Origin of the sequence: Undibacterium sp. Ji83W, assembly GCF_049340385.1 — a bacterium.
GTDB lineage: Bacteria > Pseudomonadota > Gammaproteobacteria > Burkholderiales > Burkholderiaceae_D > Undibacterium.
Genome location: NZ_JBMPOZ010000007.1, coordinates 146,361 through 169,233, shown reverse-complemented (window position 1 = coordinate 169,233; position 22,873 = coordinate 146,361). Strand labels below are relative to the sequence as shown.

At 50.3% G+C, this 22,873-nt stretch carries 22 protein-coding genes; 9 read left to right on the top strand and 13 right to left on the bottom strand.

The genetic code is table 11. The annotated features are described in order from the left end of the window. Positions 1 to 132: 132 nt before the first annotated feature. The 5 genes from ACO0LD_RS14040 to ACO0LD_RS14020 form a co-directional block, all read right to left on the bottom strand. Positions 133 to 1,620 carry a sulfite reductase subunit alpha gene (locus tag ACO0LD_RS14040; protein ID WP_423007777.1) on the bottom strand — a complete coding sequence of 496 codons (1,488 nt, stop codon included), beginning with the start codon at positions 1,618 to 1,620 and terminating at the stop codon, positions 133 to 135. A gap of 6 nt (positions 1,621 to 1,626) precedes the next feature. Further along, positions 1,627 to 2,643 (bottom strand): FAD:protein FMN transferase, encoded by a 1,017-nt coding sequence (locus tag ACO0LD_RS14035; RefSeq protein WP_423007775.1) that lies wholly within the window; start codon positions 2,641 to 2,643, stop codon positions 1,627 to 1,629. Between the two features lie 22 nt (positions 2,644 to 2,665). Beyond that, positions 2,666 to 3,475: a DUF4198 domain-containing protein gene (locus ACO0LD_RS14030; protein ID WP_423007773.1), complete on the bottom strand. Its 810-nt coding sequence runs from the start codon at positions 3,473 to 3,475 to the stop codon at positions 2,666 to 2,668. Positions 3,476 to 3,541: 66 nt separating this feature from the next. After that, entirely contained in the window at positions 3,542 to 4,060 is a 519-nt protein-coding gene (locus tag ACO0LD_RS14025) for a DUF2271 domain-containing protein (RefSeq protein WP_423007771.1), read from the bottom strand. Between the two features lie 165 nt (positions 4,061 to 4,225). Further along, positions 4,226 to 4,882, bottom strand: a complete 657-nt coding sequence (locus tag ACO0LD_RS14020) for a PepSY-associated TM helix domain-containing protein (protein ID WP_423007769.1) — start codon at positions 4,880 to 4,882, stop codon at positions 4,226 to 4,228. Between the two features lie 195 nt (positions 4,883 to 5,077). Here ACO0LD_RS14020 and glmU point away from each other — a divergent pair, with 195 nt between their 5' ends. Then, entirely contained in the window at positions 5,078 to 6,436 is a 1,359-nt protein-coding gene (gene glmU / locus ACO0LD_RS14015; RefSeq protein WP_423007767.1) for a bifunctional UDP-N-acetylglucosamine diphosphorylase/glucosamine-1-phosphate N-acetyltransferase GlmU, read from the top strand. 70 nt (positions 6,437 to 6,506) lie between these two features. Here the strand turns inward: glmU and ACO0LD_RS14010 are convergent, their stop codons facing one another. Then, positions 6,507 to 7,244, bottom strand: coding sequence for a hypothetical protein (locus ACO0LD_RS14010; protein ID WP_423007765.1), 738 nt, complete (start codon positions 7,242 to 7,244; stop codon positions 6,507 to 6,509). A gap of 401 nt (positions 7,245 to 7,645) precedes the next feature. Here ACO0LD_RS14010 and ACO0LD_RS14005 point away from each other — a divergent pair, with 401 nt between their 5' ends. Further along, complete coding sequence (locus ACO0LD_RS14005; protein WP_423007763.1) at positions 7,646 to 8,695, top strand: porin; 1,050 nt, start codon at positions 7,646 to 7,648, stop codon at positions 8,693 to 8,695. Between the two features lie 72 nt (positions 8,696 to 8,767). Here ACO0LD_RS14005 and ACO0LD_RS14000 read toward each other — a convergent pair whose 3' ends face one another. The 3 genes from ACO0LD_RS14000 to ACO0LD_RS13990 all read right to left on the bottom strand — a co-directional run bounded on the left by ACO0LD_RS14000 (position 8,768) and on the right by ACO0LD_RS13990 (position 11,015). Then, positions 8,768 to 9,586, bottom strand: coding sequence for an SDR family oxidoreductase (locus tag ACO0LD_RS14000; protein WP_423007761.1), 819 nt, complete (start codon positions 9,584 to 9,586; stop codon positions 8,768 to 8,770). Then, positions 9,583 to 10,338, bottom strand: coding sequence for a class II aldolase/adducin family protein (locus ACO0LD_RS13995; RefSeq protein WP_305263242.1), 756 nt, complete (start codon positions 10,336 to 10,338; stop codon positions 9,583 to 9,585). Before ACO0LD_RS13995 ends, ACO0LD_RS14000 begins: the two co-directional genes overlap by 4 nt. Positions 10,339 to 10,424: 86 nt before the next feature. Next, positions 10,425 to 11,015, bottom strand: a complete 591-nt coding sequence (locus tag ACO0LD_RS13990; RefSeq protein WP_423007759.1) for an HD domain-containing protein — start codon at positions 11,013 to 11,015, stop codon at positions 10,425 to 10,427. Positions 11,016 to 11,156: 141 nt separating this feature from the next. Between ACO0LD_RS13990 and ACO0LD_RS13985 the strand changes: the two genes are divergently transcribed. The 3 genes from ACO0LD_RS13985 (at position 11,157) to ACO0LD_RS13975 (ending at position 13,616) form a co-directional block, all read left to right on the top strand. Then, positions 11,157 to 11,825, top strand: a complete 669-nt coding sequence (locus tag ACO0LD_RS13985) for a Crp/Fnr family transcriptional regulator (RefSeq protein WP_423007757.1) — start codon at positions 11,157 to 11,159, stop codon at positions 11,823 to 11,825. An 80-nt stretch (positions 11,826 to 11,905) separates the two neighbouring features. Continuing rightward, positions 11,906 to 12,730 (top strand): substrate-binding periplasmic protein, encoded by an 825-nt coding sequence (locus ACO0LD_RS13980; protein WP_423007755.1) that lies wholly within the window; start codon positions 11,906 to 11,908, stop codon positions 12,728 to 12,730. A gap of 73 nt (positions 12,731 to 12,803) precedes the next feature. Beyond that, on the top strand, positions 12,804 to 13,616 hold the full coding sequence (locus ACO0LD_RS13975) for a substrate-binding periplasmic protein (RefSeq protein WP_423007753.1): 813 nt from the start codon (positions 12,804 to 12,806) through the stop codon (positions 13,614 to 13,616). Positions 13,617 to 13,646: 30 nt separating this feature from the next. Here ACO0LD_RS13975 and ACO0LD_RS13970 read toward each other — a convergent pair whose 3' ends face one another. Continuing rightward, a complete protein-coding gene (locus ACO0LD_RS13970) occupies positions 13,647 to 14,117 on the bottom strand; it encodes an Lrp/AsnC family transcriptional regulator (protein WP_423007751.1) in 471 nt (156 codons plus the stop codon). 155 nt (positions 14,118 to 14,272) lie between these two features. Between ACO0LD_RS13970 and glmS the strand changes: the two genes are divergently transcribed. The 3 genes from glmS (at position 14,273) to ACO0LD_RS13955 (ending at position 16,950) form a co-directional block, all read left to right on the top strand. Then, positions 14,273 to 16,090 carry a glutamine--fructose-6-phosphate transaminase (isomerizing) gene (gene glmS, locus ACO0LD_RS13965; protein ID WP_423007749.1) on the top strand — a complete coding sequence of 606 codons (1,818 nt, stop codon included), beginning with the start codon at positions 14,273 to 14,275 and terminating at the stop codon, positions 16,088 to 16,090. A gap of 32 nt (positions 16,091 to 16,122) precedes the next feature. After that, on the top strand, positions 16,123 to 16,413 hold the full coding sequence (locus tag ACO0LD_RS13960) for a hypothetical protein (RefSeq protein ID WP_423007747.1): 291 nt from the start codon (positions 16,123 to 16,125) through the stop codon (positions 16,411 to 16,413). A gap of 195 nt (positions 16,414 to 16,608) precedes the next feature. After that, entirely contained in the window at positions 16,609 to 16,950 is a 342-nt protein-coding gene (locus tag ACO0LD_RS13955) for a YciI family protein (protein ID WP_423007745.1), read from the top strand. A 170-nt stretch (positions 16,951 to 17,120) separates the two neighbouring features. On the opposite strand, the gene ACO0LD_RS13950 is transcribed toward ACO0LD_RS13955, so the two are convergent. The 3 genes from ACO0LD_RS13950 to ACO0LD_RS13940 form a co-directional block, all read right to left on the bottom strand. Continuing rightward, on the bottom strand, positions 17,121 to 18,011 hold the full coding sequence (locus ACO0LD_RS13950) for a DNA adenine methylase (protein ID WP_423007743.1): 891 nt from the start codon (positions 18,009 to 18,011) through the stop codon (positions 17,121 to 17,123). A 47-nt stretch (positions 18,012 to 18,058) separates the two neighbouring features. Continuing rightward, positions 18,059 to 19,738, bottom strand: coding sequence for an AAA family ATPase (locus tag ACO0LD_RS13945; protein WP_423007741.1), 1,680 nt, complete (start codon positions 19,736 to 19,738; stop codon positions 18,059 to 18,061). A gap of 66 nt (positions 19,739 to 19,804) precedes the next feature. Next, positions 19,805 to 20,215, bottom strand: a complete 411-nt coding sequence (locus ACO0LD_RS13940) for a hypothetical protein (protein ID WP_423007739.1) — start codon at positions 20,213 to 20,215, stop codon at positions 19,805 to 19,807. 413 nt (positions 20,216 to 20,628) lie between these two features. Here ACO0LD_RS13940 and ACO0LD_RS13935 point away from each other — a divergent pair, with 413 nt between their 5' ends. Beyond that, positions 20,629 to 22,827, top strand: a complete 2,199-nt coding sequence (locus tag ACO0LD_RS13935) for an OsmC domain/YcaO domain-containing protein (RefSeq protein ID WP_423007737.1) — start codon at positions 20,629 to 20,631, stop codon at positions 22,825 to 22,827. Positions 22,828 to 22,873 lie beyond the last annotated feature (46 nt).

The following is a 22,873-nucleotide window of genomic DNA, read 5'->3' as shown; positions in this document are numbered from 1 at the left end:
GTACAACAATGTATATGAAAAAAGACATGAATTTCATGTAGGGAATTGCAACAAGTGTTGCAAAATTGAATTGCGGTACGGACGTTCTATTTCCTGATGATCCCAGTTCAATCAGGAAAAAGCGTCCTGCGCCTAATACACATCCCGTCTGTACAGCCCCAACTCTGCCATGCGTTCCAGTTTATCCAGACCCAGCAGATTACTCAAGGTCTGGTGCACATCTTCTGCCATGCCTTGCAGACTGCCACAGACAAGAATTGCAGCACCTTGTTCCACCCATTTCAGGATGTCTGCCTGCTGCTCTTGTATGGCATGCTGTACATAGCGGCGTTCAGCCTGGTCGCGCGAAAAGCACAGGTTCACTTTATTGAGTACGCCATTGGTTTGCCAGGCCGCAATTTCTTCACGATGGAAAAAATCATGTGCTTCATTTCTTTCACCAAAAAACAACCAATTGTGTAATTGACCATGGGCTGCGCGTGCCTTGATGTGGGCGCGCAAACCCGCCAGTCCGGTTCCGTTGCCGATCAGGATCAGTGGGCAGTCTTGTGCTGGCGTATGGAAGTTGCGGTTCTCGCGTATGCGCAGTTTGATGCGCTGTCCGATTTCAGCATAGGCTGTCAGCCAGCCCGAACCTATGCCCAGGCTGCCATCAGGTCTATGCATCTGGCGTACCAGCAATTCCAGCTTACCATCGGCGGGCAAGGACGAAATGGAATATTCACGATGTGGCAGGGCAGGGCGCTCGGCCATATTATTGACTGCATTAGTCTCTGGCGGATAATCAGGACCAATTTCAGCAATATCACCCGCCTGCCAGAGATAGTCAGCACTGCCAGCATTTTGCGCCGGGATGCAGGCGATCCGATAAGCAGGCCCACCCAGGCTGCCGGGATTGAGCAATTCTCTTTCAGTCAAGATCCAGTCCTGGTAACCAGGCTTGCTCCAGTCTGCCATCTCGGTATGGCCACTGAGCAGACCCAGATAATGCTGCCAATGGCGTAGCGCACCTTCATCGCCATTGTCGACTTCTATCATGTCGAACAGACTATGCGCCTGCTGGTGTTTTAGCCACAGATCTACCCTGTGCGCAAAGGCACAGAATTGCTGATAATGCCTGTCACCCAATGCCAGTATGGCGAAATGCAAATGGGATAAATCGATTTTATGGTTCATGACCAGGCGGGTGAAGGCCGCTGCATTGTCGGGTGCATCGCCTTCGCCGGTGGTGCTGAGAATAAATAATATGCGGCTGGTCTTGCTCAGGCTTTCAGGTTTGATAGTTGCCAGGCTGCTGACGGCAATGCTCATGCCGGCGTCTTGCAAATGCTGTGCAGTTTTGATGGCGATCTGTTCGGCAAAACCGGTCTGGCTTGCATAGGCAATCAGTACACTTTGTGTATTGGCTTGATCCAGCTCAGCACTAAAGCCATGATGTTGGGTGGCTAGTTCATCTTTATGCCTGCGCATGGTTTGCAGGCAAAAACTCAGGTAGCTGATAGCGACCAGTGCAGTGCTGAATTGTTTTTGTGCTGGCAAGGGGAGAAAAAAGCTGGCGACGCATAAGAGCGTCAGGGCCAGGCTGATACGGTTCATCCAGCTTAAAGAAGGCAGGCGCATACGTGATTAATCCAGCATGGCACTCAAAGCCTTGCTCATTTTTTCTTCGAAACCAGCAGCCGTTCTTTGCAGGAACAAGGCAGCGATCTGATGTTGATTGGCATACTCCAGACCTGCTGCGCAACCCAGCACTGTCAACGCAGTTGCCATGGCATCTGCCACCATGCATTCAGGGTGCAATACTGTGACCGAGGCAAGATCACTATCTACCGGATAGCCAGTGCGCGGATCAAGCGTATGCGCATAGCGGCGGCCATCCTGTTCAAAATACTGGCGGTAATCACCGGAAGTAGCAATCGACAAGCCGTGCAGGGCGACCAGATATTCCTTGTCCAGCTTTTCATGAGTATTGGCCGGGCTTTCTATCCTGACCCACCAGGGCGACTGGTCTTTTTTCATGCCCAGTCCGCGTAACTCGCCACCCAGTTCTATCAGGTAACTGGTGATTTTATTCGCATCAAGATAGCGGGCGATCTGATCCAGCGCAAAGCCCTTGGCAATCGACGATAAGTCCAGCGCGATGCTGCTGGTGCCCGTGCCAGTCTGGCGCAGGCGCTGGTTCACATGGTCCAGTTCCAGTGACTTCCAGTTGCCAGCTTGCAGGGCAATGTTGATTTCAGTTTCTGTTGGTGCACTATCGCGCTTGCCTGTGGCACCAAAGCCCCATAGATCAACCAGCTTGCCTGCCGTGATATCGTAAGCCCCGGCAGTCTGTTGCGACAGGTACAAACTGTAATCCACCAGCTTGAAAAATTCCGGCGGCAAGGATTGCCAGCTATGCGCCGGTGTACGGTTGAACTCACATAAATGCGAGGCTGGGTCCCAGGTACTCATTTGCATGACGACCTGGTTCAACTCTGCCTCTATGCCCGCCTGCAATTCCTGTGCGTCGTGATGCGGCAAGAGTAGTAGCTGCACAGTCCAGCTGGTTCCCATGCTTTTGCCACTAAGTACATAGCTGATGGCATGGGCAGGCGGGATTTGTGGTTCCGCCACATCCAGCGGTATAAAAACACGACGCATATTTACAAAGTATTGATAAGGATTATTGCGGCAAGACTTCCAGTGTTACTACATAGCTGGCAACTCTGGATTTAGCCGGAGCTTTGACTTGTTTGTCATCCTTGATTTCTGCTTCCATCCAGTACAAACCGGGATTGGCCCAGGTGATGCTGAACTTGCCGTCGCTGTCAGTGACGAAAGTTTTTTCATCGAGCTTTTGGCGATAACGCAAGCCGCCAGCAATCAGCGTGACATTGACTTTGGCTGCAGGTTTGCCATCCAGCGTCAGGCGGAACTGGGCAGTTTCGCCAGCGACCAGATCGTTAGGATGGGTGGCACCACTCAACTCCAGGCCGTTGCCGGTGATATCCATGGACTTGCCACCGGGTTTGCCATTGGTGACAAAAGTTTCAACGCGGCCACTGCGTTGTGTGACTTGCAGTTCTTCGGCATTGGCGGGCACTTCCTTGGCAAATGTTTCTGCCGTACCGCGCCAGCGTTTGACCTTGCCTTCTTCTTTATAGCTGGCGAACAGGCCTTCATTCAACAGGCCTATCTTGTAGCTGCCAGTCTGGCCAAGCTTGACATCAAAGCTGCTGCGGAATTTGCCTGTGCTGGCATTTTCCGGTTTCAGCGATGTGCCATCTGGTGCGGTGATGAACAGGTTATCGAGCTTCAATGCATTGTGATCAAAAACAAAGACGTCGGTGGCAGCAGCCGCATCAACCGTGACCCATGGCGTGTTGCCAGCAACGATGGTCGACGATGGCACCAGAAACGCACGGTGCGCCTGGGCAGTGAAAGCTGCGCAAGCCAGAGCTGAGAAGAGGGCGATTTTTTTTAAATTTTTCATGACGGTCCTTGAGCCTAGTTTACGTGTCTATGAGCGTGTCTATGGGAGTGTCTATTAGCGCATCTATTATTTAATGGTGACGGCAATCGCGCCCAGTTCACTGGTGCCCTGAGCTTTCAGGTTTTGTTCACCTTTGGCCTGCCACTGGAATGGCAGCTTGACGACTTCACGGCCTCCGCCTTCACGCGCAGCTTCGACGATGAGTTGATAGTCACCAGCTGGCAATTTGGCCAATACACCTTTGTCACCCGCAAAGCTCAGGGTTTGCTCGCCCGTGGTACGGGTAGCACCGCTGACGCCTTCGACCGGCATCTGCAATTCACGGCCACTACGACGCCACCATTGGCGCATGTCCTTCAACCACTTCGTGCCTTCATTGTCGCGTTTTTTCAAGTCATACCAGATCGCCAGGTTGCCAGCAAATGTCTGGTCTGGTTTTTCCAGCCAGATTGCCACATAGGGTTTGTGATATTCAGCCACATTCAGACGCGGTACTTCGACTTTCAAAGTCAGGTCAGCCGCGACTACATTCATGGCCGGGACACCCAGCAAACTGGTGATGGCAAAAGGGAGCAATTTACGCATGGATATACAACCTTATTAAGAACAAAGAGTGAACGGTTTAAATCTTTTAAATAAGCAAGGACTTACGCAAAATTGTCCCAGCAAGGCGCAGCGACGAAGACAGTACTTTTATAGTACGGCTAGGAGCTGCAACGCAGCTGGGGCGGTTTTGCGTAAGTCCCATAATCAGTGGATGAACATCAGGGCGAGTATGAGTGGCAATACCAGGCCAAATACCACCACTGGCCAGGTACTCGGGCGTTTGCCTGCATGCATCTTCAGCAGGAACAGGCCAGTCACACAAAAAATCAGGCAGACCACGGCAAATACATCAATAAACCAGTTCCAGGCGGTGCCGGTGTTGCGGCCTTTGTGCAAGTCATTGAAATATGCAATCCAGCCACGGCTGGTCAGTTCATATTCAATCTCACCATTGTCCAGAGCAATACGCAACCAGGCATCGCCACCGGGGCGGGGCAGGCCGACATACACTTCTTCTGGCGACCATTCTGGTACCTGTCCACTGAGCTTGACACCCAGGTCTTGCGCCAGCCAGTCGCTGACGTCGTCGGGTATAGGCGCATCATCGGTATTTTTCAGTGCATTCAATTGCGACAATAAAGCCAGCGGCAACCTGCCTTCTTTCTTGCTCACCACAGGGTGGGCTTCTATCTGTGCAGAGTGATTCAGAGTGATGCCGGTGGCAGCAAACAGGATCATGGCAATCAGACAAAGTGCTGAACTGATCCAATGCCATTGATGTAAATGGCGCAACCAGAAAGCCCTGCTTTGTTGTTGCGATAAATTGTCCGTACCTGCTTGCATGAATTTATTCTTGCTCATTCTAAATGATAATTATTCTCAATTGTACATGGAGTCGTGCCGGAAAAGCAGTAGGAATTGTACATTTTTGTTTCCAGTACATAGTGCAATAAGCAATTTGGCAAGTCTGAGGTAAATCTTTAGCAAGTCTTTCATAAAGTTCAGCAAAGCTGCACGTGATAAACTTTTGTGGATTTCAACTTATATTCACCTACTATGAACGTCGTCATTCTTGCTGCAGGCATGGGCAAACGCATGCAGTCTTCTTTGCCCAAGGTTTTGCACACGCTGGCAGGCAAGCCTCTGCTGAACCATGTGATCGCCACTGCGCGCCAGCTGCGGGCCAGCAATATTTGCGTGATCTATGGTCATGGTGGCGAACAGGTGCCAACAAGCGTTGCTGCCGCAGACTTGCGCTTTGCACTGCAAGAACCCCAACTGGGTACCGGCCATGCCGTCGCCCAGGCTTTGCCTGTGCTGGATGTCAACCAGCCTACCCTGGTCCTGTATGGCGATGTACCATTGACTACCCCAGCCAGCCTGGCACGCCTGATCGCAGCAGCTGGCAAAGACAAGCTGGGCATATTGACGGTGGACATGGCAGACCCGACCGGTCTTGGCCGCATCGTCAGGGACGAAGGCGTCATCAAACGCATCGTCGAACAAAAAGATGCCAATGAGACTGAGCGCCAGATCACAGAAACCAATACCGGCATCATGTCCATACCAACTGCACATCTGCAAAAATGGCTGGGCAATTTATCCAACAAGAACGCCCAGGGCGAATACTATCTGACCGACATCGTCGCCCAGGCAGTGGCCGATGGCGTGGAGGTCGTTTCAGCCCAGCCAGATGCAATCTGGGAAACCCTGGGCGTCAATAGCAAGGTACAACTGGCCGAGCTGGAACGCACACATCAAAAAAATATCGCCCTCAAATTACTGGAGCAAGGCGTGGGCCTGTATGACCCGGCGCGCATAGATGTGCGTGGTAGCCTGCAATGTGGGCGCGATGTTTCTATCGATGTAGGCTGTGTCTTTATCGGTGAAGTCCATCTGGAAGATGGCGTGACGATAGGCCCGAATTGCGTCATCAAGGATGCGCGCATTGCTGCAGGCAGCACCATCAAGGCCTTCTGTCACATAGAAGATGCGGTAGTCGGTGCCAAATCACAGATAGGCCCTTATGCCAGATTGCGGCCAGGGACTGAGCTGGCAGAGGATGTGCATATCGGTAATTTTGTCGAAGTCAAAAACAGCCAGATCGCTGCGCATAGCAAGGCCAATCATCTGGCCTATATCGGTGACGCCACCATAGGCAGCCGCGTCAATATCGGCGCAGGCACGATTACCTGCAATTATGATGGAGTGAATAAATCCCGTACCATCATCGAGGACGATGCTTTCATCGGCAGTGATACACAACTGGTGGCACCAGTGCGGGTAGGCAAGGGCGCGACACTGGGTGCGGGTACCACACTCACCAAGGATGCACCTGCAGGCAAGCTCACCGTATCACGTGCAAAGCAAATCACCATAGATGGCTGGCAACGACCAGTCAAAATCAAGAAGTAAAAATAGTGGTGTAGCGGCCAGTCGTAAGCTGGCCGCATCCACGAAGTGCATCAAAAAGTCCGTCAAAAAATCAGGACAATGTTTGCAATAACTGCGCAGCTTTCTGGGCTTGCGGTGCATTGTTTTTCAATATCTCATTCAGATATTTTTTCGCTTCATCGGCACGATTTTTCTCTGCTGCCAAAGTTGCAGCACGCATCCACACAGCACCACGGAAGTTCACATCAGTCTGCGCAAACTGCTGGGCATCGATAACATCTTTGAGCAATTGCTCACCCTTGTCATGACGATTCATGGTTTTTGGCACAGCCAGATAAGTGCTTGCTGCAACAAAGCGTACTTCCAATGCAACCGGCACGCTACCATGCATGGCCTGGCTATTGTTGGCCAGTTGCAGTGCCTGCTCGACCAGGGCAGTACCATCTTCCAGTGCCGTGGTTTTTTCACCTTTGGCGAATTTATCCAATGAAGACTTGGCAGTCGCCGCACCAGCATATGACATCAACAAAGGATTACCTGGTTCCTGTTTCAGCAAATTGTTGAAGGTACTTGCTGCTTGCAGGTTGGCTGTTCTGCTGGCATCTATTTCTGCTTGTGCCAGCGAATTGATGTAATCCTGATTCAACCAGGCGCTGACTGCATTGGCGACATATTGTTCCTGGCTGATGATTGGTGTGTTGACCAGTTGTTTGACGGCAGACTTGAATTCAGTTTCCGAGAAAGCCATGGCATTGCTGGCAGTAAGAGTGGCAATACTGGCGGCAAGCAATACGGTTTTGATCGTGGTTGTAGTAAAGAGGTTTTTCATGATGGACTCCATTAAGTTAATAATCTGTGTGTGTTTGTTTGTGTGTTGTCTGGTACGGCAATGTCAGATTAAGGCCTGGTCGCGCAAGTCACCACCGGTATGAGATCAGTGGCAGAAATTTGGCGTGAAGCCTGAAAAAACTGGCGTGAAATGAGTTCTGGAAAAACAGAAAATTTCTGTCTATGGTGTATGAGGGCCGCAGTGAGCCATAGCAAGCCATAGTGAACCGTAGCGAACCATAGCGAGCACACCAGGAGGCAATTTCACAACAGTATAATGCCGATTTGATAAGTGAGTCCGGCTTAGAAAGGCAACTGAAAGCTTGTACTCCTTAGCATGTGAACCGACCACATGACACGCATGTTGTCTGCAAAACAAAAAATTTCTATAGGAGAACACCGATGAAGAAGTTACTCGGCGCGGCCACACTGGCATGCTTGGCAACTGCAGCGCATGCGCAAACCAGCGTCACTATCTATGGCCTCATTGATGCCAATATCACTTACAACAACAACGCTGACGCGAACAAGGGCAGCCAGTTCAAACTCAATAGCGGTGGCATGAACACTTCGCGCTTTGGCTTGCGCGGCAGTGAAGACCTGGGTGGCGGTTTGAAAGCCATCATGCAACTTGAAGGCGGCGTCTTGCTCGACACTGGTGCTTCAGATGGCGATATCTTTGGCCGTCAGGCCAATGTCGGCCTGCAAGGTGATTTTGGCCGCATCATTGCTGGCCGGTCTTACAGCACTACCTATGATTTCATCTTGCCATTTGACCCTATGGGTTATGCACCGCAATATTCCTGGGCAACCTCTGCCGGTGCCACTGGCAACCGCAAAGACGGCATGCTGACTGGTGTATCCAATTTGCTCAAGTATCAATATGACGGCAAAGGCTACAAACTGGGCGCAACCTATGGTTTTGGTGAAGTCGCTGGCAATACCTCAGGCAATGCCAAATACATCGTTGCTGCAAGTGCATTTGATGGCCCATGGGCTGCAGTTATCACTTACGAGCAAAACAATAGCGCACCGATAGCCAATGGTTCTTACGACCAGGCCAAGGTATTGCACCTGGGTGGGTCTTATGATTTTGGCCCTGCCAAAGTATTTGCTGGCTACCGCAATTTCAAGAAAACCCTGGCAACAGGTGCTGCAGATCAACGCAGTGACACACTCTGGTTGGGTGCGAATTATTCAGTCACTCCAGATTGGACTTTGACTGGCGTCTACTACTATCAGGACATCAAGAATGTTGCTGCTGGTGCAGATGCTGATCCGGGCATGCTGGTATTGCGCGCCAAGTATGCGATGTCGAAACGTACTGATATCTATATCGCCACAGGCTATGCCAAGGCCAGCAATAACAAGCTGACTGGCGTGTCACGTGATGATGCAGGTTTCGCGACAAACCAGACATCGGCGACAGTTGGTATACAACATCGTTTCTGATTTTTTGATTTGATGAGAAAAAGCCCTGAACTGCCAAGCAGTTCAGGGCTTTTATGTTTGGACTTGGCCAGATCAGTGTGGCCTGACTTCCTTCTTCAAAGCCGCCATCGCCATCTTTTCGACCAGGCCCGGTGCTATCAGTTTCAGCCAGCGTCCCAGCTTGCCCTTGAAGCTCATGACCACTTCACGGTCGCCACGCTCGTAGCCACGGATGATCAGCGATGCGCATTCTTCTATCGACATGGCATCGTCTTCTTTCAAACCGCTCTTGCCCGCTGCTTCACCCGCCGCGTTATAGCCGTTATAACGGATCTGGGTAGCAACCACGCCTGGATAGGCCAGCGTCACCTTGACGCCAGCTTCTTTCAATTCAGAACGCAGGCATTCAAAAAAACCGCCCATGGCAAATTTGCTGGCGCTATACGCAGTGCGGCCAGGCACACCGATCAGGCCAGCCAGTGAAGATACGGCGACGATGCTGCCACGCGATTTTTTCAAGTGAGGCAGGGCGGCATGGGTACACCAGACACTGCCCCAGAAATTGATACGCATGAGTTCCTGGTACCAGCCCAGGTTATCCACCTCTTCCAGCAGCGCCTGGGCTGACTTGCCAGCGTTATTGATGAGCACATCAATGCTGCCAAATTGTTCTACTGTTGCTTCTATCAGATGGCGGCAATTGGCCTCTACACTGACATCAGTCTTGACGACCAGAGAGACAGCGCCAAAGGCCTTGCATTCGGCAGCGACTTTCTTGAGTGCTTCTTCATTGCGTGCCGCCAGCACCAGTGCCAGGCTGGGGCCATATTTCCTGGCCAGTTGACGCGCTATTTCTGCTCCTATTCCATCTGAACTGCCGGTAATGACAACGACCTTGTGCTTTGCCTTCATAGTTTATAGCTTTCATCCATGCGATCGAGTTTGCGTATCAGGGAGGGCCAGACAAAGGCACCACCCAGTCCACCTGTCTGTACGCGCATGGCTTCTGACACCCCTTTGACAATGAGGGGATTCACATGGACCAGTTCCCCACCCGCCTGCGCTGCCAGTTGTATCTGGCAAGTCGCTTCAAAGGTGTACATGGACAGGAAGGCGTCGGCGATCGACTTGCCCGCTGTCAATAAACCATGATTGCGTAACATCAGGAAGTTAGCCTGTCCCATGTCAGCTTGCAAGCGTGGTTTTTCATCTTCCCTGAAGGCAACCCCTTCATAATCATGGTAAGCCAGCGACGCCAGCACAAAAGTTGATTGTTGCGACAGCGGCAGCACACCACATTTTTGTGCACTGACGGCAACACCGGCCCGTGTATGCGTATGCAAAACACATTGCACATCTTCACGCGCAGCATGCACGGCACTATGGATGACAAAGCCAGCCGGATTCACTGGAAAGGGGGAGTCAATCACCTTATTACACTGCTGATCCACCTTCACCAGAGAGGACGCCGTGATTTCATCAAACATTAAACCATAAGGGTTGATAAGGAAATGATGCTCAGGCCCGGGGATGCGTGCACTGATATGAGTGAATACCAGATCGCTCCAGCCATAAGCAGCAACCAGCCGGTAACAGGCGGCCAGGTCAATACGTAATTGCCATTCTTCTGCGCTGACCTGATCCTTGACTGAGGGAATATGCATATTGTCTCCAGTGTTGTTTTTTTGTGACTTGGGCTTATACAAAACCGCCCCACTGCGTTGCGGCAATTTTGTGTAAGTCCTTGTGATTATTTGTCGTTGTTGGCGCTGACAGCTGCTTTGTAGATGGTATTACGCGGCTGGCTGAACAGCTTGGTCAGCATGGGTTCAAACTCAACCAGCGGAAAAGTCTCTGCATGCGCATCAAAAGAAGGGTTGTCGTACAAGGCGCAAAACTCTGCCGTACGTTCAAAATGCGGGTGCGCCCGGAATTGCTCGCGCATGTCCCTGTCCATGCCTATGTGATGGAAAAAGTAATTACCCTGGAATATGCCATGGTGTTGCACCATCCACAGGTTTTCTTCGCTGACAAAAGGTTTCAGGATGGCGGCGGCGATATCAGGATGGTTGAATGATCCCAGCGTGTCGCCTATGTCATGCAACAGAGCGCAACAGACATATTCATCATCACGGCCTTCCCGCAAGGCACGTGTGGCGGTTTGCAGCGAATGGGTAAAGCGGTCTATCGGGAAACCGCCGTAGTCCCCCTCCAGCAAACGCAGGTGTTGCATGACCCTGTCAGGCAATCCCTGGACAAAATGCTTGAACTCGCCACCAATGATTTGCCAGTCTTCCTGGGTACTGTCCTCCATGCGGACAAATTGCGCGCGTTGTTGCATTTGAATACTCCCTGATTAGACGTATAGACTTAATAGACATACCTTAAACGCAGTTTTCAAGCGTAACTGTCAAATACTTTACAATTCACCTCATCTATTCATACGGGCGACGATTCTTTCATGGCATCACAAGCAAATTTGATGAGCATCCTGCTGGCCGATCCCTGGTTCGCCAGCCTGCCTGTGACAGACCGTAAGACCATGTTAGTCTCTTGTGAACATTTGCGCTTGCGACCCGGTGAAATGTTGTTTCGCCAGGGGGATGAGCCCAGCGGTTTTTATGCCTTGCTCAGTGGCAGCATCAAGATGTCCACCCTCAGCGCAGAAGGGCGTGAAGCCATACTCATCTTTCTGGAAGCAGCCACCTGGTTCGGTGAAATTTCTCTTATCGATGATTTGCCGCGCACCCATGATGCAACCGCATTAACTGAAGTGGAGTTGCTGGTGCTGGAGCCGCAAGTTTTCCGCAGCCTCATGCAGCGCAATTCCTTTGCCACCGCGATTACCCGCATGCTGGCAAGACGCATACGCCTGCTATATGGCATAGTCGAAGATGCTGGCCTGCGTTCGGTACGTGCCCGGGTGGCGCGTCGTTTGTTGCTGCTGGCTGAGGTGGCAAATCGCCAACAAGATGGCCATGCCATGGTACCGGTTACCCAGGAAGCGCTGGCCATGATGCTGGGTATGACACGCCAGACTTTATCGAAAGAATTAAGATTTTTCAGGCAAGATGGTTTGATCCGCCTTGCTTATGGCAAGATAGAAATTCTCTCGGAAAGCAGCTTATTTGCTTTATGTGACAAAGAGTGACTTTTTTGACCGTAATCGTGCTTGCCGTAAAGCATCTTTATGATCTATCGTGTACTGGTTCATGATCAAGGTGAATCTTGATGAGTATGCTGACAAAGTGCCATGCTGTGCGTGTTGTCCTGGTGTTGTTACTGAGCCATTTGTCTTTGCATGCCCAGGCTGCCTGTTCACGTGTTATCAATGCGCCTGTCACATCGCTGGGTTTTAGCGTGATCGTCAATGGTGATAGTGTCACGGGTATTTATCCTGATATCTTTCGCAGCCTGTCTTCCAAAGAAACTTGCCAGTTTCAATTCTCAGCCGTACCCCGTGCGCGCCTGGAAGTGATGTTTGAAAACGGCCAGGCGGATGTACTGTTCCCTGCCATACGCACTCCCAGGAGGGATGAGCTTGGCTTTTTCATTCCCCTGATCTATACGCGTGCCACCCTGGTTTCCCTGCAGTCTGCGCGTCCTGTCATACATAACCAGCAAGAATTGCTGGAACAAAAGAATCTGAAAGTTGTTGTCGTGCGTGGTTTTGACTACGGCGAGGCATATCAGGCCATCATCGCAGAACTACAAAAACAGGGCAGGCTGGTTGTCGAGTCCGATACCGTATCTGCAGCCCGGGTATTAAAAGCGGGCATGGCTGACCTTTCCATCATGGCCCCCTATATTTTTGCCGGTGCGGTGCAAGGAGATGTCAGGGTAGAAGACATGGTCGACAAACTCAGGTTTGACCCCCTGCCTGAATTACCCTGGAGCGATAGCGGCATCTACCTGTCAAAGAAAAGCCTGAGCCAGGATGACCGCAATGCCCTGCAAGACATGATGGAGCGCGCAGCCCGTTCAGGCGTGGTATGGAAAGGTTTTTTACGTTACTACAAACCAGAAGTGCTGAAAGAAGGAAATCGCCCGCGTTAGACAAGTAACCGGCGTTTGGAATGACTGCTTTTATAGTATGAACATGAGTGTGCAAATATTGATGAGGTTGCAGATGCATACTGCTGTAATACGGATAGTATTGTTTGCTGTTCTGCTTGCTTTTGCAGCGCAGACTTTTGCAGCCTGTTCGCGCGTGATCAATGTGCCCGTCGCCCCGACAGGGCGCAGCGTCATCATCAATGGTGAGCAGATTGACGGCATTTATCCAGATATGCTGCGCAGCCTCATGGAAAAAGAAGCCTGCAAATTTGCCTTGTCTGCCGTACCCAGAGCCAGGCAGGAACTCCTGTTTGAAACCGGCCGGGCAGACTTGTTGATCCCCGCTGGCCGCACCCCCAAGCGTGACGAACACGGCATTTTCATCGCCATGATTTATAACCGCGCTACCATTATTTCCATTGATGGTAATCGTCCTGCCATCACATCGGCACAAGACCTGCTTGACAAGAAAGACCTGAAAGTTGCGCTGGTACGGGGATTTGACTATGGCCCCGCCTATCAAGACATTATCAAAGAGCTTACCAGGCAAGGAAGGCTATACCTTGATACCGACGTTGTGTCGGTCGCACGTTTGCTTAAGTCCGGCATTGCTGACCTTACCATCATGGCGCCATCCATCATTGCAGGCAACATCATGGACGACGTGCGTGTGCAGGATATGCTCGATAAATTGCGTTTCGAACCTATTCCAGAGCTGCCCTGGAGCGACAGCGGTGCCTATATTTCCAAAAAATCACTGAGCGTGGAAGACACAGCATCACTCAAAGACATGCTGGAGCAGGTCGCCAAGTCTGGCGCAGTCTGGAAGGGCTTTCAACGTTACTATCCGGCGAGTGTATTAAAAGAAAGCATACGTCCTCGTTGAAACCTTCCCCGGACAATTTCGTATAAGTCCTTATAGAGCGATTGCCGTCTCAAACTTGCTACGCAAGATAGAAAAAAAACTACGCACATTACGCACATTCGCATGCGTAGCAAACAGCCTGTGCGCCAGCGCATGATAAGCCGCCATGTCTGCCACCTGTATCACCAGCACAAAATCCGGCCCCTGCGACACGCGGTAACATTGCTGCACCGACCCCTCCTGCGCCACCAACTGCTCAAATTCCACCAGCTTCTCCGTGGCCTGATGGTCGAGCGTGATTTCGACTATCGCAGTCAGGCCCGCCCCCAGCTTGCTGGCATCCAGCAACGCCACCTGGCGGCTGATAATCCCTTCATCCGTCAGCCGCTTCACGCGCCGCAGGCAGGTAGGTGCAGACGCATGCACCCGCAAGGCCAGCTCATGATTGGTCAGCGAGGCATCTTTTTGCAATTGCTGCAAAATGCGTTTATCCAGTTCATCCAGCTCATTGATGGTCAACATGTGATTGATAATTCCAAATTTTCTTATATATTGAAATAATAGTTCAAATAGAAAATTGATGTCCTATAAATTTCAATAATAAGTAAATTTTGAAAGAAAATATCAAGCTATCTGCTTTAGCATGAACACATATTCATTCTTTATCAGAGGTCACCATGTGCGGTATCGTCGGCGCAGTTGCTCAACGCAATATCACTCCCGTTTTGCTCGAAGGCTTGAAGCGGCTTGAATACCGTGGCTACGATTCGTGCGGCGTTGCCCTGCATGTCGACGGCAACTTGCAACGCTCACGCAGCACCTCCCGCGTGGCCGACCTGCAGGCACAGATAGACCAGTCTGGCCTTGCCGGTTTCACTGGCATCGCCCACACCCGCTGGGCCACCCATGGCGCACCTTCTTCATCAAATGCCCACCCGCATTTCTCGCGCGAACGCATCGCCCTGGTACACAACGGCATCATAGAAAACCATGAAGAACTGCGCGCAGAACTGACACAGGCTGGCTATGTCTTTGAAAGCCAGACCGACACCGAAGTCATCGCCCACCTCATAGACCACCTCTACAGTGGTGACCTGTTCGAGACCGTGCAAATCGCCATCAAGCGCCTGACCGGTGCATTTGCGATTGCCGTATTTTGCCGCGACGAACCCCACCGCGTCGTCGGTGCACGCCAGGGTTCCCCTCTCATCGTCGGCGTAGGCCAGGGCGAAAACTTCCTCGCATCCGACGCCATGGCAATCGCAGGCACCACCGACCAGATCATCTATCTCGAAGAAGGTGATGTAGTCGACCTGCAATTGCAAAAAGTATGGATAGTCGATAGCGAAGGAAAATCCGTCCAGCGCGAAGTAAAAACCGTGCACGCCCACAGCGGCGCAGCAGAGCTGGGCCCATACCGCCACTACATGCAAAAAGAAATCTTCGAGCAACCTCGTGCAATTGCCGATACGCTAGAAGGCGTCATCAGCATCATGCCCGAGCTGTTTGGCGACGGTGCCTACAAAGTCTTCAAGCAGATAGATTCTGTATTGATACTCGCCTGCGGCACCAGCTATTACGCTGGCCTGACGGCCAAATACTGGATAGAAGCAATAGCAAAAATCCCCGTCAATGTAGAAATCGCCAGCGAATACCGCTACCGCGAAAGCGTGCCCAACCCCAATGCTCTCGTCGTCACTATTTCGCAAAGTGGCGAGACAGCAGACACCCTGGCTGCGCTGAAACATGCACGCAGCCTGGGCATGCTGCACACACTCACAGTCTGCAACGTCGCCACCAGCGCCATGGTGCGTGAATGCGCCTTGTCATACATCACCCATGCTGGTGTAGAAGTCGGCGTCGCCTCCACCAAGGCTTTCACCACACAACTTGCAGCACTCTTCCTGCTGGCACTGTCCCTTGCACAAAGCAAAGGCCGCCTCAGTGAGACAGATGAAGCAGAACACATACGCGCCCTGCGCCACCTGCCCGTCGCCATCAGCGCCGTGCTGGCACTGGAACCGCAAATCATTTCCTGGGCAGAAGAATTCGCCCGCAAAGAAAACGCACTCTTCCTCGGTCGCGGCTTGCATTACCCCATCGCCCTCGAAGGTGCATTAAAACTCAAAGAGATTTCCTACATCCACGCCGAAGCCTATCCCGCAGGTGAACTCAAACACGGCCCCCTGGCCCTGGTCACCAAGGAAATGCCCGTCGTCACCGTCGCCCCCAACGACACACTGATAGAAAAACTCAAGTCCAACATGCAGGAAGTCCGCGCCCGCGGCGGCGAACTCTACGTCTTCGCCGACGCCGACTCCCGCATCACCTCCAGCGAAGGCGTACACGTCATCCGTCTGCCAGAACACTACGGTCAACTGTCACCGATACTGCACGTAGTGCCGTTGCAATTGCTGGCTTACCACACTGCACTGGCAAGAGGGACGGATGTAGACAAGCCAAGAAATTTAGCCAAAAGCGTCACGGTTGAATAGGGCAGGACATTGCCATATTAGAGAGTTAAAAAATGTTTAAATGGCTGAATAAACAGGGTGTAGAAAGTGATGAGGGCTTCATTGTTCAAGTGATTGATCGTTATCATGTTGAATATCGAGAGGGAGAAAATGTATTGACTTTGAAAATTGATATCGGTTTTGTGGGAGGCGTGTACCCTTGTGTTCTTTTAGAAAAGAATGTTATTCAACGATGGAATAGCGAGCTTTCTTCATCAAGTTTTTCTGACGAAAAAAAGCAGCAAATTCTCAACAGATTTATTGCTGCGATGATGTTTCAAGATATGGAGGTTTCCATAGAGTAGTAGGGAACCTCGCTCCTATCGTATCGCCTCCCAAATTTCCATTGCACGATTTTTGTAAAATTGAATCGGGATTGGCATGTTCCTGTCAAAAAAAGGGGCATGCTGACCCTTGAATGATACGATGACGTCGGCTAACTTTTCGACCAACTTTATTCGTTGTAGTCATAACCGCAAAATTCTTGGAGAAAGAAGATCATGGCAAAGTATCTCATTTCATTCCCCAGCGCTGCAATGAAGGTACCCGATAGTGAGATGGAGGCGGTGGGGCGAGATGCCCATGCCGTGATACGCGAGACAAAGGAAGCAGGCGTCTACGTTTTCGCAGGTGGCATTGATGAAACAGCACCGCCCGTTCTGGTGTCAGCCAATGGCGCAGTCGCTGAAGGCGGCTATCCGTGGGCACCTCCACTCAATGGCGGCTTCACGGTACTTGAGCTTCCCTCAAGAGAAGACGCCATCGCCTGGGCCGCACGTATCGCCAAAGCCTGTCGATGTGATCAGGAGCTTAGAGTATTTGGGTTTGATCCAGAGTCGTGAGGTCGGAGTGTTGCTGTACATTTTACTGGCTTATAACCCGAAAGCTGGAGTCGGCGATTCATTATTTCGGCTATGGTAGCCAACACACCAGCATTGCCTTTGGCGACCGCTAAATAGGCGTGCGCCCATCAAAGGAGCTCTCGGGGACATCTACCTTACCTGTTAACAGATTAAGCAGCAAGGTTCGTAATCTTCATTGAAATTTCATGTTGCTTTTCACTTGGTAGTTGAATTTTTTTACTAAAAAACATGACTTCAGAACCCTCGTACCTTCGTTGTGCGGTGTAATTCAGACCATACGTTACGGATTGCGCGTATGCGTACATATCATGAATTGCAACTACATTATCATAAGATACAACCCATGGGCGCCGAAAACGTGAACTAGCTAAAAGCTTCGCAATCTTCACATGGTCATCATGCTTATAGAAATTGCGATATAGCCCAGCACCTTTAACGTAGTAAGGGGGATCCAAATAAACTAAGGATCTGAGCGGTAAAAAGCGGTGGCACTCTAGTAGCAACTGATGTGCATCCTGCTCGTAAACGTTTATCTGTTTTGCATGCGACCTGATACGCTCAAGGCGAACACAAAGCTCCTCGCGCATGAATCGTTCCCCTACCTTGTATATGCCAGCTTGATCTTTGCCTCCGATCACCCCGCCTTTCAAGATTCCAGAACGATTCGTTCGGTTCATAAAAAGAGTTGCAAACCCTTTTTCAAGGTCGGAACTTGGCGTTTTGCCTAACATAACGTCACGCCAATGGTGCCAAGCATCCATTGTGACTTGTTCTGTACTTATCATTTTGATTAGTGTTTCAGGCTCCTGTGTGGCAATTCTCCAAAAAATTGCAATGGCCGGATCCGCATCGTTGATGTGGATTTGATCGACGACTCCTTCAAATAATAGGAAGAGAGCGACTCCTGCACCGCCTGCGTAAGGTTCGAGGTAGTGACCGCCATCTAAACCGCTTGCCTTCATTACAGAAGCAATCAGCGGTGCAAAGCGTGCTTTGCCGCCTGGGTAGCGCAGAGGGGTGTATAGCTTATTGGAATACATAGCTTGCGACCTTGAGGTCGCTGGAAAGAATGGTTAACTGTACCATTTTACGTGATTCGCTTAGCGGTAGAGGCAACGGCGGCTTCGAAATTGTCTATAAACGCAGCTACTTCTTTCGGATAGCACTTTGCCCATTGGTCGAGTACTCTCCAGGAAACCAATCTTTCCCAGTGGTCCTTCCACCAACTTTTGCTACTGTCCCGGTTGTTACCCAAATCAATTCCGCTGCCAAAAAAGGTGTTTGTAATTTTATCGCTACTAGGATTTTTTATATTGAAATTTAACATTGCATCGTAAAGTGGACCCTCCGAAGCGTTTGCAGCTTCACGGAGGAATTTCTTGATTGTATTTTCAGGAGACCGATCTGTTCCGCTAGCACCTAAAACACATGGAAGCTTAAGTGTATTTCCCCTCTTAGATGCCTTATTTGGAATAGAAGTATCCGCGTCGACTATGAGTACACGGTCTTTGAATATTGGATCCTTGTCAGGTAATCCGATCAAATTGGAGCCACCAACGCCAAGCGGAACTAACTTTATTTGCACACCATGCTTTTTACCTATGGCACCGCGCTTATGACCAGAAATTAGTGCATCGCAAAACTGAGCGCCTTCAGCGTCTTCGAAGTACACGCACAAAGCAGGTTTTCTTCGTGGTGGTGCGCTAATGTCAGATTGCATTAGCGCCATATCTCCAAGAATTGCATCCAAAGACTGATCTTCTGCCAAACGAGGATGTCTGGTATCTACTAGATAAATCACTTTGTCTGGAGATTTTGCGATTCCCGTTCCTTCAGGGTGGATTGCAGCAATTAGTTTAGGTGAATGAGTTGTGGCTACGATCTGTAGATTAAGTCGGTTAGCAAATGTTTTTAGGGCTTGTGTTAGTCTGTCAATGGCATGGGGATGGAAGCCTACATCAAGCTCGTCAATAATCAATATTCCGCCTTTGTACTCGTCCCCCAGCTCTCGCTTCAATCGATTGAATGAAGCCAGTGCAGTGCCGATGCTTCCTAAGCTATCTTGCCCCATTGATATTGCGAGTGCGGGATGAGATACATATCCTGGCTGTGCGGTTTTTTTGCCAGACCCTTTTATAGTCTGATGAGTTATATTGTTAGTGACGTCGCTGCCTAATATGACAGAACGAACAAAGCCTGCCAGAAGTTCTTTGTCTTCTAGATGCATTGACATTGACTTACTTGTAACATCTTTCTCAGGTGCTTCACCTACGGATGCTAAGCGTTTAACGCCGAGAAAAATTAGTGGAAGAGGTACTTTTGCATCATTTCCCACTGCTTGTGCTTGCTCAGTGTCAGAGCTTCTTAATTTATGATCTTCTACTGTCCTTGGTACAACTCGTGCCCGGTGCCATTCACTTCGATGCGTCATAGCGCACCGTTTGCTGATAGATACTCCAGCATAGGTTGCGGTGACAATTGGGGCTGACGCAGGATGTTCTTTCGCCTTGTCAACTTCACTCATGTCCAAGTATACGATTCGCTCAATATTGGCGTAAAAGGGATCTCCGAAGTAACTCTTAGGACCTCTAGGTAGGCCAAATGTATTTGAGACTAAACCGAGTATTGTCGACTTGCCGATGCCGTTGTGGCCTGCAATAACAGTGAAACGATCTGCGAATACGATAACCGTTTTCGAAAGTTTTCTGAACGGAGGAGCAAAAAATTCAATCGATTCAAGCTTGTTGCGCGACGATACTGGAGGCATAGAGTTTTCCCAAAAAATATGAATTTATCTAGCAATGCGATTTATCATAATCGAAAGTCGGTTCAATCACTGGAGGGGTTTTATTTTTACCCTTGATTTTCGGAGCGACGATGGCCGAAAGATAATTCGTCTTTTTTTGCAAGCACAGTGTTCGGTTGATTTTGGTTTTGGCTCCGCTGAGTTCTTCGTCGAGCCGAATAAATATCCCACAATTGTTCCAGCCAGAGTGAACATCGCGGTAAAGCCTTTGTCAAAAATCTGCTTGCCCGAACCTGTTTCACCACCAACGTAATAAAGCACAGACACGAAAACGAACAGCATCGTAATGCCAGTGAAAGTGGCAGCAGCAAAGCGCAATTTTCGGGCTTCGAGATCGGCACTTTCTGGTGTCTTCAAGATGACCCAGGCACCTACAATCATGACAGCAACAAGAGAAAACAATGCAAAATAGATCAGTAGGTCAAAATCATTTTTCATGCTTCGCTCTCTTAATTTTTTGGCTTTATTATTTGGTTAGCATAAAGACGTGATTGGCAAATATGTGTGGCTAAAAATCGCTACAAAGGCTTCAGAGGAGCAAGGCGGGATACAGTCGAAAAAAGACTTAAGTTCGGTTGGTCAAACTTCGTGTTGAGCTCACTCTAATTCCACACTAACTATTCAGTCAACTTGACAATTCAACATTAACAATTGTTTTCAAAATTGCATGTAAAGTAACTAATGATTATGGATTTAGTGAGTTGGGCAGTGGATTTGAGCGGATTGCGTCGAACGGTTTAGCAGCATCAAGTCAGGCTTAGGCATGTAGCTGGTCAACAATCTATGCTGCATGGCTAAAACAACGGATAATACCGCCTACATGATTTTGAACATTATTTTGGAACTCCCCCATGGAAATTAAAGTTAACTTTCTCGATAAGCTTCGTCTTGAAGCCAAGTTCGATGATTTTACGGTGGTGGCTGATCAGCCTATCCGTTATAAGGGGGATGGTTCTGCGCCTGGTCCTTTTGATTACTTTTTGGCTTCGTCGGCCTTGTGTGCGGCTTATTTTGTGAAGTTGTATTGCAATACCCGCAATATCCCTACTGAAAATATCCGGCTGTCGCAGAATAATATTGTTGATCCGGAAAACCGCTACGCGCAGATTTTCAAGATACAGGTGGAGTTGCCTGCGGATATTGCTGCCAAAGACCGTGAAGGTATCTTGCGTTCCATCGACCGTTGCACGGTCAAAAAAGTGGTGCAGGCCGGGCCGGAGTTTGTCATTGAAGAGGTTGAGAACCTGGATGCTGATGCGCAGGCCTTGTTGACCTTGAACCCGAGCGCGGATGCGGCGACCTATATCCTGGGCAAGGATTTGCCTCTGGAGCAGACCATCGCCAATATGTCTGGCTTGCTGGCGGGGCTGGGTATCAAGATAGAGATTGCGTCGTGGCGTAATATTATTCCTAATGTGTGGTCGCTGCATATACGCGATGCGCATTCGCCCATGTGTTTTACCAATGGCAAGGGCGCGACTAAAGAGAGCGCGCTGGCGTCAGCCCTGGGTGAGTATATCGAGCGCCTGAGTTGCAACCATTTTTATGCGGGCTCGTTCTGGGGTGAAGACATCGCCAATGCGGCCTTTGTGCATTACCCGGAAGAGCGCTGGTTCAAGCCTGGCAAGAGAGATGCGCTGCCTAAAGATATTCTGGATGAATATAGTCGGGAGATTTATGATCCTGAGGGTGAGCTGCGTGGCTCGCATCTGATCGATACCAATTCTGGTAATGCAGAGCGTGGCATCTGTTCGTTGCCTTATGTGCGGCAGTCGGATGGTGAGGTCGTTTACTTCCCTTCCAATCTTATCGAAAACCTGTACGCCAGCAATGGCATGAGTGCCGGTAATACCCTGGCTGAAGCGCAGGTGCAATGTCTGTCCGAGATTTTTGAACGTGCCGTCAAGCGTGAAATCCTGGAAGGTGAGATGGCCTTGCCGGATGTACCGCAAGAAGTGCTGGCGAAATACCCTGGCATCCTGGCTGGCATACAGGGTCTGGAAGAGCAGGGCTTCCCCGTGCTGGTGAAAGATGCATCGCTGGGTGGGCAATATCCTGTCATGTGCGTGACCTTGATGAACCCGCGCACAGGTGGTGTGTTTGCTTCTTTCGGCGCACACCCCAGCCTGGAAGTGGCGCTGGAACGCAGCCTGACAGAATTGTTGCAGGGCCGCAGTTTTGAAGGTCTCAATGATTTGCCCCAACCTACCTTTGTCAGCAATGCGGTGACTGAGCCAAATAATTTTGTTGAGCACTTCATCGATTCCAGCGGCGTGGTGTCGTGGCGCTTCTTTAGTGCCAAGGCTGATTACGAATTTGTTGAATGGGACTTTTCTGGTCAGGGTGAAAACTCGAATGCGGATGAAGCCGCGACCTTGTTTGGCATACTCAAGGAGATCGGCAAGGAAGTTTACATGGCCGTGTATGACCACCTGGGTGCTACTGCCTGCCGTATCCTGGCGCCGGGTTATTCTGAAGTGTATCCGGTGGAAGACCTGATCTGGGATAACACCAACAAGGCTCTATTGTTCCGTGCTGATATCCTGAATCTGCATACGCTGGATGAAGAGCAACTGGAAGACTTGCTGGAGCGTCTGGAGAATAATGAGCTGGACGAGTACAGCGACATCGCTACCCTGATAGGTATAGAGTTTGACGAAAACACGATCTGGGGCCAGCTCACGGTTGTTGAATTGAAGCTGTTGATCAATCTCGCTTTGCAGGACTTTGAAGAAGCAAAAGAGCTGGTCGAAACCTTCTTGCAATACAACGACAATACGGTTGATCGCGGCTTGTTCTATCAAGCCCTGAATGTGGTGCTGGAAGTGACGCTGGATGACGATTTGGAACTCGATGATTACCTCGTTAACTTCCGCCGCATGTTTGGCAACGAGCGTATGGACGCGGTGCTGGGTTCAGTCGATGGTAGCGTGCGCTTCTACGGCTTGACCCCAACCAGCATGAAACTGGAAGGGCTGGACAGACACCAGCGTTTGATAGACAGCTACAAGAAATTGCATGTGGCGCGGAGTAAGGCGGCTGTATCCTAGTGGATGGGAAATTATGCATGCACTGGTCAGTGCATGCATAATCTTA